The sequence below is a fragment of the Natrinema pallidum genome (assembly GCF_005890195.1).
Classification (GTDB): domain Archaea; phylum Halobacteriota; class Halobacteria; order Halobacteriales; family Natrialbaceae; genus Natrinema; species Natrinema pallidum.
In genome coordinates this window covers 295,903-308,184 of sequence record NZ_CP040637.1, presented here as the reverse complement: position 1 = coordinate 308,184, position 12,282 = coordinate 295,903, and the positions used below count along the sequence as shown (strand labels likewise).

At 68.4% G+C, this 12,282-nt stretch carries 13 protein-coding genes; 11 read left to right on the top strand and 2 right to left on the bottom strand.

From position 1 onward, the window contains the following. Nucleotides 1-37: 37 nt before the first annotated feature. On the bottom strand, nt 38-694 hold the full coding sequence (locus FGF80_RS01440; RefSeq protein WP_138651819.1) for an HAD family hydrolase: 657 nt from the start codon (nt 692-694) through the stop codon (nt 38-40). 57 nt (nt 695-751) lie between these two features. Beyond that, nucleotides 752-991 carry a winged helix-turn-helix domain-containing protein gene (locus FGF80_RS01435; RefSeq protein ID WP_138651817.1) on the bottom strand — a complete coding sequence of 80 codons (240 nt, stop codon included), beginning with the start codon at nt 989-991 and terminating at the stop codon, nt 752-754. Between the two features lie 335 nt (nt 992-1,326). Between FGF80_RS01435 and FGF80_RS01430 the strand changes: the two genes are divergently transcribed. The 11 genes from FGF80_RS01430 to FGF80_RS01380 all read left to right on the top strand — a co-directional run bounded on the left by FGF80_RS01430 (nt 1,327) and on the right by FGF80_RS01380 (nt 11,941). Continuing rightward, entirely contained in the window at nt 1,327-1,860 is a 534-nt protein-coding gene (locus FGF80_RS01430; protein ID WP_138651815.1) for a hypothetical protein, read from the top strand. A 21-nt stretch (nt 1,861-1,881) separates the two neighbouring features. After that, nucleotides 1,882-2,256, top strand: a complete 375-nt coding sequence (locus tag FGF80_RS01425; protein ID WP_138651813.1) for a hypothetical protein — start codon at nt 1,882-1,884, stop codon at nt 2,254-2,256. 277 nt (nt 2,257-2,533) lie between these two features. Continuing rightward, the gene (locus FGF80_RS01420) at nt 2,534-2,884 is read left to right on the top strand and encodes a hypothetical protein (RefSeq protein ID WP_138651811.1); all 351 of its coding nucleotides are present in this window, start codon (nt 2,534-2,536) and stop codon (nt 2,882-2,884) included. Between the two features lie 211 nt (nt 2,885-3,095). Then, on the top strand, nt 3,096-4,235 hold the full coding sequence (locus tag FGF80_RS01415) for a DUF7345 domain-containing protein (protein WP_138651809.1): 1,140 nt from the start codon (nt 3,096-3,098) through the stop codon (nt 4,233-4,235). A 171-nt stretch (nt 4,236-4,406) separates the two neighbouring features. After that, on the top strand, nt 4,407-5,096 hold the full coding sequence (locus FGF80_RS01410) for a hypothetical protein (protein WP_138651807.1): 690 nt from the start codon (nt 4,407-4,409) through the stop codon (nt 5,094-5,096). Nucleotides 5,097-5,151: 55 nt separating this feature from the next. Beyond that, nucleotides 5,152-5,382 (top strand): Lrp/AsnC ligand binding domain-containing protein, encoded by a 231-nt coding sequence (locus tag FGF80_RS01405; RefSeq protein ID WP_006185220.1) that lies wholly within the window; start codon nt 5,152-5,154, stop codon nt 5,380-5,382. A gap of 74 nt (nt 5,383-5,456) precedes the next feature. Next, nucleotides 5,457-6,233 (top strand): DUF91 domain-containing protein, encoded by a 777-nt coding sequence (locus FGF80_RS01400; RefSeq protein WP_138651805.1) that lies wholly within the window; start codon nt 5,457-5,459, stop codon nt 6,231-6,233. A gap of 119 nt (nt 6,234-6,352) precedes the next feature. Next, nucleotides 6,353-7,429, top strand: a complete 1,077-nt coding sequence (endA, locus tag FGF80_RS01395) for a tRNA-intron lyase (protein WP_006185218.1) — start codon at nt 6,353-6,355, stop codon at nt 7,427-7,429. Between the two features lie 113 nt (nt 7,430-7,542). Further along, on the top strand, nt 7,543-8,682 hold the full coding sequence (locus tag FGF80_RS01390) for an FtsZ/tubulin family protein (RefSeq protein ID WP_138651803.1): 1,140 nt from the start codon (nt 7,543-7,545) through the stop codon (nt 8,680-8,682). A gap of 160 nt (nt 8,683-8,842) precedes the next feature. Next, nucleotides 8,843-10,438, top strand: coding sequence for a tryptophan--tRNA ligase (locus tag FGF80_RS01385; RefSeq protein ID WP_138651801.1), 1,596 nt, complete (start codon nt 8,843-8,845; stop codon nt 10,436-10,438). Nucleotides 10,439-10,573: 135 nt separating this feature from the next. Further along, on the top strand, nt 10,574-11,941 hold the full coding sequence (locus FGF80_RS01380) for a hypothetical protein (RefSeq protein ID WP_138651799.1): 1,368 nt from the start codon (nt 10,574-10,576) through the stop codon (nt 11,939-11,941). The last annotated feature ends 341 nt before the right edge of the window (nt 11,942-12,282 follow it).

Genomic DNA, 12,282 nt, shown 5'->3' with positions numbered 1-12,282 from the left:
GAGCACCACGAATCCTCGCGGAACGGCTGGAAGACCGCTACAGTCGCTCCGCCACGGTCAGCGTACACTCCCGAAGCGCCGCCGGCGAGGCCACGACCTCGTCGGCGGGCGACCGATCGATGTCGCCGTGAGCGTCGATCCGATACGCGATCACGACTGTTCCCGCTCGAGCGGCCGCCTCGATCCCGTTCTCGGAATCTTCGACGACGACGCAGTCCGCGGCCGGGACGCCTATCTCGGCGGCGGCGTACTCGAAGATGTCGGGCGCGGGCTTGCTCGCCGCGTCGATGTCGTCGGCGCTGATCACGTGGTCGAACGCGGTCTCGAGATCGAAGCGCGCCGTGACCATGTCGATCCAATCGTGGGGCGACGAGGAGACGAGCGCGGTCGGAACGCCGCGGTCGTCGAGTTCGGCGAGGAGATCGTGGAGGCCGTCGAGCAGGGCGGCACGCTCGGTATAGATCTCCTCGGCGGCCCCGGTGAACCGCTGGACGAACGCCGCTCGGGAGATGGCCGCGCCGTACTCGTCGTCGAGGTAGTCGTAGATCTCGCGGAAGTTCATCCCGCTCGTTTCGGCGACGGCGACGGCTTCGTCGGGGACGGTGGCCGGGAGAATCTCCTCGCGCTGGAACTCGACCCAGTAGTCCTCGCTGTCGACCAGCACACCGTCCATATCGAACAAGACAGCAGTCATGTACGGCCAGCTATTCGATCGGCCCGTATAGCCGTTTTGTCGGCACCGGCGCGGCTGTCAGCGGACGACCTCGCCGCGCCGTTCGTGTTCCATCTCCGTCTCGACCGCCGCAGCGATCGCCGCGTCGAACTCGCGCTCGAGCAGCTCGAGGTGATGCCGTACGGTGTTATAATCTACCTCGAGTTCCTCGGCCAGCTGGTTCGCGTTGCGGGGTTTGACCTCGAGTGCACGGATGATTCGTGCCCGGTTTTCGCCGCCACGTGTGCCGGCGATGAGGTACCACAACGCTTTTTCCATCGATTCCTTCTGTGATTCTCGTGAGCGTGTAAAAAGGGTGTGGATTGGCAACCGTTCTACGGCGGGACGCGACCGGGCGGCGAGCCGCAAGAGCGCTCGAGTCGGTGAGCGACGCCTCGCCGTCGAGCGCGCGCGACTCCGTCGCCGTCTCGGTGCACTGGTATCGGTCACCCCATCACCGAGTCACTCACTATCGTCGTGGTAACCCCGCTCGATCGGCGTTGAACGGGCCACAAACCGACGGAAACGTGTTTCAAATGGCGTCAAACGCTCGAAAATCCGGTTCACGGCGACCCCCCTTCAAGTCGATCGATCCACCGAGAATCGGATGCAGTATGAAACGAACGACGCTCATCGCAGTCACCTGCGCAGTACTGATCGCGGCGACCGGTTTCGCCGCTGCAGCACCCGGAAACGCGCCCGTTTCCGTGGACTCGAGTGCGGAGGACGCGGCGGACCAGCAAGCGAACGACCGCGCGAACGGCAACGCGGAGCACCGTGAGAACGGAGCGGCGGCCGACAGCGGTGCGGATGCCAGCACCGGACAGGGGCCGAGCGGTGACCTCCCCGAGCAGGTGCCCGATCACGTCTCCGCGATCCACGACCGGGTTTCGACGTTCCTGAGCGGTGGCCTCGACGGCTCGCTCGGCGATGCGATCAGCAGCGTGACGCCGGCCGACGACGAGACCGCAACCGAGAACAGCGAGGCTGCTGATAGCGCTGCCGACGACGGCGACGCTGACGACGGGACCGAAACGGATGACGCGAACGTCGACGGAGACGAACAGTCCGACGAGGCCGGGCAGCCCGACACCGAGAGCGAACAGTCCGGCGACGACCGAATCGAGCCGACCGAGAGCGACGAGTAACCCGTCGAGGACCCCATATCTATGCCACCGGTCACACCACCAGCGTCGCTCGGCCTGGAAGATCGGGTGCTGACCGTCGCCGTCAGCCTGCTTGTCGGCGGCGTCGCCCTCCACGCCGGCACGCACGTCCTCGCCGACGGGCGGGACTACGCCCACGCGGTGGTGACCGCGTTGCTCGGTGCGCTGGCCTGGGCCCTCCTCGAGCCGATACCGCTGATCGGCGGCGCGGTGGCGCTCGTCACCTGGGTCGCCATCGTCAAGCGACGGTATCGGCTCGGCTGGCTCCGGGCTGCCGGCGTCGGCGTCGCGACATGGGCGGCCGCAGTGGTCGTCCTCGCGGCCCTCGAACTGATCGGGATCGGCTCGGTCTCGGCGCTCGGCGTGCCGGGTGCCTGAACCACGTCCCGGCTGGCGTTCGCTTCGACTACCGCAGTCGAACTGCCGGGCCGCCGTCCAGTTCCCAGCTGACGCACTTCCGCCACCACGTTCACACCCGCACCCACCCCCACTGGCGGTTCCGGACGGCCAGTTGCTGTCGTTGGTTCCGATCAGCGCCGCGCCGACAGGGACCCCGATTGCGGGTACGGGGCTCGAGCGGTACCGTTCGTGTCGATCTCGGACCGGCAATAGCGGACGGCATCATTATAATTGGCCAGCCGTAGAAGCAGGTTCTATGGTCTCCGTCATCGGACCGTTCGTTGCCTTCCTGGTTGCACTGCTCATCGGCGGACTGGCGATCTTCGCCAGCGCGCGGCTCATCGCCGGTGTCGACGACTATTCGCACGCGGTCGTGACGGCACTCCTCGGCGCAGTCGCGTGGGCGCTGACCTCGTGGATACCGCTGCTCGGCCCGATACTCGCGCTGATCGCCTGGGTCTGGGTTATCAACTGGCGATATCCCGGCGGCTGGGGGACGGCCGCGGCGATCGGCGTTATCGCCTGGTTCGCCGCCCTCGGCATCCTCTTCGTGCTCAACGTCGTGTTCCGTCTCGGCGTCGGCGCGTTCGGGGTTCCCGGCACGTAACCGAGGTCGTCGATCGTATCGTCGAGGCGGTCGGCGGGGCGGTTCGGCCCCTCATCGGAAGCGGTGAGACGCCCGGAACGGCCACCGGCGGTAGTGGCAGATATCTGACTATCCCAGGAGGGGGAGCGGCATTTACGTGTCGGAAACGTGCCATTCGGGCCGGTTCTAGGACTTCCGCATGTTTTAACAGAGGTGGCAAGTACCGACTCGTATGAACGTTCGCGCCGACGCGATGGCCGTGGTCGTCGCGGTCCTTCTCGTCGCAACGGGGCCCGTCGTCGCCGTCACCGGAGCCGCGAGCGCCGGGCAGCGCCAGTCGAGTCCGTTCGCAGTCCAGCAAGACCGGATCGACGCGGACGAGGTCCGAATGGATGTCGCGCTCCGGCCGAACGGGACCGCAGAGTGGACCCTCGAGTTCTGGGTTCGGCTCGACGACGAGGAGAGCACAACGGCGTTCGAATCCCTGCAAGAAGAGATTCGAAACGATCCCGAAAACCACACCCAGTCGTTTGCCGATCGGATGAACGAGACGGTCGCGACGGCGAGTACCGCGACGGGCCGCGAGATGACCGCCGACGGGTTCGACGTGACGACCGCGCGGCAGTCGCTCGCACGCGAGTACGGCGTCGTCCGGTACACCTTCCGCTGGGAGGGATTCGCGGCCGTCGAGGGCGACGACCTCCGCGCGGGCGACGCGGTCGAGGGGCTTTACCTCGACGACGGGACGCGGCTACTGCTCACATGGCCGAAGGGCTACGAGCGGACGTCGGTCACGCCCGAGCCGGACGACGAGCGCGACCGGGCCGTGATCTGGCGCGGCGGCGGGACCGACTTCGTCTCCGGGGAGCCACAGATCGTCGTCACCGACGGGGGAGCCGGCCCGAGCACGGCCGCGATGGCGACCGCTGCAGTCATTCTCGGTGGGTTGGCCGTCGCCGGCGCGTGGTGGTACCGGACTCGCGGGTCGGCGACGGCGGGGACGACCGGCGGAGGCGACGGTCGCGAGTCGGATTCCGATTCCGAACCCGTCCCGACCGGCGGTTCGGGGACCGCACCGACGGCGGCGACGGACGACGGGTCGACGAGTACGGGCACGGCCGACGCGCCCGATACGGACCTTCTCAGCAACGAAGAGCAGGTCCGCCGACTCATAGCGGAACGGGGCGGCCGGATGAAACAACAGGCAGTCGTCGAGGAACTCGGCTGGACCGACGCGAAGACCAGCAAGGTCGTCAGCGGTCTCCGGGAGGACGGGCGACTCGAGTCGTTCCGTCTCGGTCGCGAGAACGTCCTTTCGCTTCCCGAAGCCGACGACGAGCAATCGGAAGGCAGCAGTGAGGGGAACACATGACTCAGCATCGACCGCCCGGCGGCTCGACCGCGCCGGCGGAATCGGAGCCGGCCAAATCGACGAAATCGACCGACGGCAACGGATCGAAAACGGCGTTGAATGGGGGCAACCGTCGATGAACCCAAGTCACCGTCTCCCGTCACCTTCGGCAAGCGACCCGATCACTCACCAATGAATCGAACCACGTCGATCACGCTGGCAGCGCTCCTCGTCGTTGCGACCGTCGCAGTCCCGCTCGCCGCGGCGAGCGTCGTCTCGAGCGGCGAACCACAAGCGGAACCCGACGCCGACGCGGGCACCGAGTCGATCAGACCGGGCGAGCGATTCGCCGCCGCCGTCGGCGTCCAGAACGCCGCACTCGAGGGCGACGTCTCGGAGCGAGCATTCGAGACCAGCATCGCAAACGCCGAGTCGAACCGGACGAAAGCCGCCGTCATCGCCGCGGGCGTCAACGAGACCGACGCCCGCATGACGGCCCTCGAAGACGAGCTTGCGGACCTCAACGAGTCCCGCGAAACCGGCGCGATCAGCGAGGGACGCTATCGCGCCGCCGTCGCGACGGTCGTCGCCGAACTGCGGAGCCTCGAGCGGCGGGCCGCAACGGCTGAGACCGCCGCAGCCGAGTTACCCCCCGAAGCGCTCGCGGCACACGGTCTCGACGAGGAGGCGATTCGAACGCTCCGGGAACGAGCCGGCGATCTCGGCGGACCCGAAACCGCGGCGGTCGCCCGCTCGATCGCCGGCGACGATGTCGGCGGCTCGGCCGGGACCGCACACGATTCCGAGCGTCCGGAGGCCGGTCCCGCCGAACCCCGAGACGACCGACCTCCGCGTACCGACAACGAGACGAACGGGAACTGAGCGATAGCGGCCACGCCACGTCCGTTTTTGATCCTCGGTGCCGTAGGTCGACGGAATGACCCGCGCGTTCATAGCGATCGATGTCGCGACCGGCACCGCCGGCGAGGTGTGTCACCGCCTACGCGACGCCGATGGCGTCGTCGAGGCTCACGTCATCACGGGTGATTTCGACGTCCTAGTCGAGTTGACGGGCGACGACCAGCGCGACTTGCTCGAGACGATGACGACCGTCGTCCGACCGCTCGAGGACATCGGGGCGATGCGAACGTACGTCTGTCTCGACTGATCGCAGCGACCATCCCGCTCGGAGCGGAGCGCGCCGTCCGCGAGTTTAAGTACGAAACCGCGGCCACCCACCCTATGATCGACGATGCGATCCGCGTGCTCGCGGGTGACTGTACCGTCATCGCCGAGGATGCCGACCGGGAGGAGTACCGCGGCCGAGTGACGACGATCGTCAAACCGGACAACACCGTCCTCGTCCACGACATCGACGGCTATCAGCCCGTCGCCTGGTTGACCCGCGCCGACAGCGTCTCGAGCGACCGTCGGGACGGCTTTTCCCTCGTCGCGAAGAAGGGGACCCAGACGCTGCGGATCGCCGCCCACGAGCGGGACGGGTTCGCCCACTATCCGGTTTCGGCGGCCGGAACGCCCGTCGGGAAGTGTCCCGACTGCGGCGCGGCGTTGGTGCGCTCGAGCGGCGTCCACTGCGTCGGCTGCGGCGACCGCTACGGCGTGCCGGCGGACGCGACGGTCCGCGACGAGCACTGTGATTGTGACTGTGGCCTGCCCAAGATGCGCGTCGAGCGCGGTCTCGCGTTCAACGTCTGCCTCGACCGAGGGTGTGAATCCCTCGACGCGGCGGTCAAAAAAGCGTTCGACCGCGAGTGGGCGTGTCCGAAAGCGGACTGCGACGGCGACCTCCGCATCCTCCGGCGCGGCGGACTCATCGCCGGCTGCGAGCACTACCCCGACTGCGACACCGGCTTCGCCGTCCCCGCTGGCGTCGTCGACGGCGAGTGCGCCTGCGGACTCCCGACCTTCGAGACCGCCAGCGGTATCCGATGTCTCGACGCGACCTGCGACCGTGCCCTCGAGACCCCGCTCGCGGACGACGCCGTCGCCAACGACTGAACGACATGGCCGAACGCAACGGCGGCAGGCACCCGTACGACAGCACACTGCGATATAGTGACGCGGTCCCCGGGCGATCGATCCGCAGCCACTTAGTGTCGGCCGGCCAAACCCCGGCTATGTCACTCGAGGGACGGTTCGACGTGGACGACGGAGTCGTCCGCGTCGGCGGCGACGCACGCCAGCGATATCACGACTCGCGGGGATACGGCTATCCGCTCGAGGGGAACGAAATCGCGCTTGCACCCGTGGAAGCGGCCCACCTGCTCTATCGGGGGGACCTCGAGACGGTCGTGAATACCGCGAGCGGCGACCGACTCGGATTCAGAGCGTTCATCGCCCGCGAGCCCGGCGACGATTTCGGCGTTCGGTTTCTCGTCTACGCGGACCTGCGATCGCGCGGCTTCTATCTTTCCCCCGCGTCGGAGCCGTGGGTGTCCGATCCGCCCGGCGGCGAAGCCGATTTCGCGGTGTTCCCGCGAGGGAAGGGACCCGGTGACGGCGAAATCGCCTACGCCTTGCGGATCATCGGCGAGCGAACGGATATTCCCGCCGCCGAACTCCGGGAAGGCGTGCTGGCCGTCGTCGACGAGGAGAGCGAGATAACCTACTTCGAGGTCGACAGTCGTGACCCGACCGGTACGTCGGACGCCGACGCGTCGCTGCCGGAGGGCTGTGCGGCCGACCTGCTCGCCGACCGGGTCGTGGTCTGGGAGCCGCCGCTCGGCCTCTACGAGCGAACGTTCTACGGCCAGCCGCTCGAGGGCCGGGAGTACGACGAGCCGACGCTACAGTGCTCCCTGCTCGAGGCGGCCTACCTCGCCGAACGGGGTGCGATCGATCTCGAGCCGGGGACGGTCCGCGAGCGCGGCCGCGAGGTCGAGGGTGAGCGGTTCGACCGGCGGCTGAGCGTCTACACGGCGCTTCGGGAGCGTGGCGTGGTCCCCAAGACGGGGTACAAGTTCGGTGCGGACTTCCGGACCTATGCGGACGTGGAATCCGTCGAGAACCTCGGCCACTCCGAATTGCTCGTTCGCGTCCATCCGGCCGACTACGTCTTCGAACCGCGGGATCTGGCGCTTGACGTGCGGCTCGCCCACGGCGTCCGGAAAACGATGGTGTTCGCGCTGGTGGCCGACGGGGCCGAGGGGACGAACGGAATCGAGTGGTGGTCGCTCGAGCGGCTGACGCCCTGAACCGGTCGCCGACCACCCGGTCGACGATCGGTCGGCCCCGCATCTCGAGGCCCAACCGAACGCCGGTCCGCGCGAGCGGAATCCTGAAACCCCCGACGGACGAGGACCACACCATGCAACTCGAGGTACTCGGCGTCGGCGGCGCGGGCTGTCGGATCGCCGACGCGATCCGGGCCGCGGAGCCGACCGACCACTCGTTTCTCACCGATGTCTTCGCGTTCGATACCGACGAGAGCAGCCTGAGCGGGACCGTCATCCCCGAATCGCATCGATTCCGGTACGGCCCCGACGACATCGACGGCGGTCTCGGGGGCGATCTCGAGCGTGGGCGGACCGTCGGCCGGGCATGCGCCGACGACCTCCTCGAGCGCGTGACCCGCACCACGGCTGCGGCGGCCGACGCGATTCTCGTCGCGGTCGGCCTCGGCGGGGCGACCGGCGGGGGGACGGTGCCCGCGCTCGTCGCCGCGCTCCAACAGCGGACCGACACACCGGTCTACGTCCTGGCGACGCTGCCGGCCGACCGCGAGTTCGACGCGGCGGCCGACCGCGCGAGAAGCGGGCCTCGCGGTTCCGCCGCCGACGCGCCGCGGCCGAACGCAGCGGCGAACGCCGTGGCCACGCTCGAGCGACTCGATGGGGTCGCGAGCGCGATCATCACGTTCGATAACGAGGACTGGCTCCGTCCCGGCGAGGCGCTCGGTGACGGTCGCGACCGCTGTAACCGAGAGCTGGCGACGCGCATCGCGGCCGTCTTCGCCGGCGGCGGCGATTCGGATGGGGCAGTCGCCCAAACCGTCGTCGACGCGAGCGACATCCGACGGATCGTTGGCGATCAGTCGGCGGTCGTCGCACTCGGCTACGGCGATCAGACGGTCGAGACGAACGGCTCGCGGTTCGGGCTCGGACTCCTGTCGGCCGAGCCGGACGTCGACACGAGCGACGCGGTCAGCGCCATCGAGACCGTGGTCAGGAAGGGGATTCACGGGAAGCGCTCCCTCGAGTGCGACCCCGAAACGGCCGAGCGCGGACTGCTGATCGTCGGCGGGCCGCCGGCGTGGCTCAACCGACGGGCGATCGCCGAGGGCCGGCGAACCCTCGAGTCGGCGATCGGCGGCTCGGGCATTCTCGGCGGCGACGCACCCCGGCCCGACAGCGACCGGGTCTTCGCGGCGGTCGTCCTCGCCGGCGTCGAATCGGAGCGGATCGAGGCGTTACGAGCGGCGGCCGACCGGGCCGAGACGGCCGATTGACGGCGGTCCCGTCTCCGGTCGGAGCCGGCCTCGAGCGTGTCGCCGTCTTCGTGCGCGGGACGGGCGATCGCAACCCTGCCGATCGTCGTCTCGGTGCCCGAATATTTCGGCGTCGCCGAAGCCGAAGGCTTTTGCGCGCTGGCGAGCCAAAACGCACCTAATGACCGGAGACGACCCACGCGAGGAGTCCGCGTCAGGGGAACCGACGACCGGGGAACCGCTGACCGACGGCGGCGCTGCAGGTGCAGACGATGTCGCGCTGGACCCCTGGGGTTCCTCGAGCGTCTCCGACTATCGGAACCTGTTCGAGGAGTTCGGCATCGAGGAGTTCGACGAGGTCCTTGAGGAGGTCCCGAACCCACACTACCTGATGCGGCGAGGCGTCATCTTCGGCCACCGTGACTACCGGCCGGTGGCGGAGGCCCTGCAGAACGACGAGCCGGCGGCCGTCCTTTCGGGCTTTATGCCCACCGGCGATCCCCATATCGGCCACAAGCTGGTCTTCGACGAGATCATCTGGCATCAACAGCAGGGGGCCGACGCCTACGGCCTGATCGCCGACCTCGAAGCCAACGCCGCCCGAGGGATGAGCTGGGCGGAGATCGACGAGCACGCCCGGGACTACCTGCTCTCCCTGCTCGCGCTCGGCTTCGATCCCGAAGAGGGTGAACTCTACCGACAGTCGACCAACCGCGAGCTACAGGACCTCGCCTTCGAACTCGGTGCCGAGGCCAACTTCTCGGAGTTTCAGGCGATCTACGGGTTCGACGGCGAGACCGACGTCTCCCACATGCAGTCGGTCGTCACCCAGATGGCCGACATCCTCTACCCGCAACTCGAGGAGCCCAAGCCGACCGTTATTCCCGTGGGCCCGGACCAGGACCCCCACGTCCGGCTGGCGCGTGACCTCGCCGAGCGGATGCGCTTCTTCAAGGTCAGCGAGGCCTACGCCAGTTTCGAACTCGAGCCCGACGAGCGCGCGCTGGTCGCCGCGTTCTACGAGCGACTCGAGCCCGAAGCGTTCGACGACGAGCAACTTCGCTGTGTCCACGTCGCCGAGGCGCTCGAGGAGACGCCACTGTCGGAGATCGAAGCCGATGCGGACACGCTGCGTTCGGTACTGACGAAGCTCGAAGAGGCCGGCATGGAACCGGTCCGGCCGCGAACCCGCTTTTTCGATCGGCGGGCAACCGACGAGGCCTTCGATGCGCTGATCGACGCCATCGACGGCGAAAAACGGGTCTACGAGAGCCACATCGACGCGTTCGAGATCGACCGCGCCGCGGCGGAGGAACTCGCCCGCGAGGTCGAGGTCGAGACCGGCGGCTACGGCTTCCAGCCGCCCTCGTCGATCTACCACCGGTTCATGACCGGGCTGACCGGCGGCAAGATGTCCTCCTCGATCCCGGCGAGTCACATCTCGTTGCTGGACGATCCCGAGGACGGCTACGACAAGGTGAAAGCGGCCACGACCGGCGGCCGCGAGACCGCCGAGGAACAGCGCGAGAAGGGTGGAAAAGCCGACGAGTGTCCCGTCTACGAACTCTACGCCTACCTGCTGACCGGCGACGACGACGAGTTCGCCAAGCGCGTCTACGACGAGTGCGTCGGCGGCGAACGCCTCTGTGGCGACTGCAAGGAACAGGCCGCACAACTCATGAAAGAGTTCCTCGCGGAACACCAGGAAAAGCGGGCGGAAGTCGAAGACCTGCTTGAGGAAGCGGACATCGAACTCGAGTCGCCGCGGCGTCGTTAACGCGGAGCCGCTGCGGACCGCCCCGGCGGCGCGTTGGCCATCAACGGGCCGTCGAGAAGCGGACCGAATGGGTTCGGCGGATATGGTAGCGTCTGACGAACATATATACGGGCAGTCGTGGAACCGTGAGCCACGATGGTACCGGCCCGCCGTGGCGCGCCCGACGACCGCCTGGTCTGTGCGGACGTCCTCGGCTCGTTCGGCGTCACGGCGGCGGACGTTCGACGGGACGCAGTCGGCGACGACGATCTCGAGGCGGCGCTGGCCGACGCACTCGCGACGGGCGTCGATCGGACGACGGTGCTTCGCCGGACGATCGCACGGAGCGACCGCGGCCTCGCGTGTGCGGCCCGGTACTCGCGGGCCGACCTGGCAGCCGAACTCGCGGCCGTCTTCGACGCGATCGGCTGGTCGCTCGAGCGATCGGCCACCCGCAACGGGCTGACGCTGACCGCGTCGGACCCCAGCGGCCGGGCGCGGACGGCGACGATCACCTATCCGGAGACGCCGCTCGGGAGCGACAACCTTCCTGCCGTCCTCCGGACGATCAACGACGCGATTCTCGCGGGGACCGACGCGCGATTCGTCCTCCTCTCGTCGGGCGTCGACCGCTGGCGGGCCGCGCTGATCGAGCGAAGCGAGCTCGACGCGCTCCGCGAACGCTACGGCCAGCGACTCGAGGCCGTCGATCGACCGCTGCTGCCGGCGCACGGACTCGCGGCGTACGTTCCCGCCGACGACGTGACCGGGTCGATCGAAACCGACACCGGCACCGACGGCGACGAGCCGTGGCCACCGTGGGCGCTCGAGCGCGGGACGCGTCGCTCGAGGGAGTCGACATCGACCGTCGACTCGCTCATCGACGAAGCCGAACCGTCCGCTCATGTGGACGCAACCGCGGACGCGACGGAGCCGTCCGCGGACCGGGCGAGCGATGCGACGGCCGACGCGTCGGCGATGTCCGGTGCGGCGCGATCGACCGCGGCAGCGCCCGCCGGCGAGCACGACGGCTTCGAACTCCGTGGCTCGCCCGACGTATCGCGGCGACACGACGGCGACACCGACCGGGAAACGGAGCGTGGCGCTGAGACCGCGTCCGATCGATCGGGGTCCGTAGGCTCGAGTCACGGGGGTCGATCGACGGCCGCGGACGAGGAACCGACGGATACGGACGGGTTCGGGACGCTCTCGGGGCCCAGTGACACGGCACGAGTCAGCAACGAATCGTTCGGCACGGACCTCGCCCCGCAGGCCGACGACGAGCGCTACCGCGCGCTCGGTGCGGCGCTGGACGCGGGCGGGACCGTCTCCGTTCGCGGGCTGCTCGAGGACGACGACTTCCTGCCCGAACTGCCGGCCGCCGAGTCCACGGAGACTCGTATCGAGTTCGCCGCGGACTTCGATCCCGCCGCGGTCCCGGAGGCGAAAGCGACTGCGGAGGAGTCAGGGTTCGAGTGGGTCGATTCCGGCTCGCTCGACACGACGCGCGTGTCGAACTCGTAGGGGAGACCGACCACCGAACGGTCCCATGGCCGACTGCACACTACCGATTCGATCGGTATGTCACCCGCTCGACCGACACCGGTCGAGACCGCAGTGTTACCGTCCCGCAATACTTTTGCTCCCGCCACGATATCGAACGCGTATGGCACCCGAATCCCACGTCCGTGCCAGTCTCGAGACCCAGCCACAGCACCGCCGATCGGGATTCGGCTTCTTCTTCGCCCGGTGACTCGGGCCGGTGGACCCGGGGCCGACCCGATCGGTCGCCCGCGGTGAAACCGTCCGCGAACCGTCGTCGACTCGAGCGTCGGCGTCGAACGGAGTCGGAACCGCTAACTGAC